Here is a 402-nt window from a genome sequence, read left to right as displayed (position 1 = left end):
CCCATGCCCTCCCATTGGGAACCCTGACCGGGGAAGACGAACACCACACCACCACGATCACCCCCCACACTCCCGACCACGAGATTCGCGGCCGGCAGACCGTCGGCCAGCGCCTCCAGCGCGGTGTCGAACTCGGCGCGGTCGGTGCCCAGGATCACCGCTCGGTGCGCGAGCGTGGCCCGGGTTCGCCACAGCGACCAGGCGAGTGCGCCCGGCTCCCCCGCCACCGACCGCATCCGGTCGGCCGTCTCCGCCAGTGCGGCGGGCGATGCCGCCGACAACACCCACGGCAGCACGCCGGGGGCCGGCTCCGTGGGGGGCGCGTCGGTGTGGCCGGCCGGGGTCGGGGCCTGCTCCAGGATCACGTGCGCGTTCGTCCCGCTGATGCCGAACGACGACACC

1 protein-coding gene is annotated in these 402 nt (G+C 74.1%); it reads right to left on the bottom strand.

Going from position 1 to position 402, the window contains the following annotated elements; translation table 11 throughout:
- On the bottom strand, window positions 1–402 hold a 402-nt coding region (locus GT354_RS14330), incomplete at both ends, for a ketoacyl-synthetase C-terminal extension domain-containing protein (protein WP_202511889.1).

It is taken from the genome of Streptomyces sp. SID3343, assembly GCF_009865215.1.
In the GTDB taxonomy this organism is placed as follows: Bacteria; Actinomycetota; Actinomycetes; order Streptomycetales; family Streptomycetaceae; genus Embleya.
The sequence above is the reverse complement of the archived record's forward strand: the minus strand, read 5'-3'. Positions and strand labels throughout refer to the sequence as shown.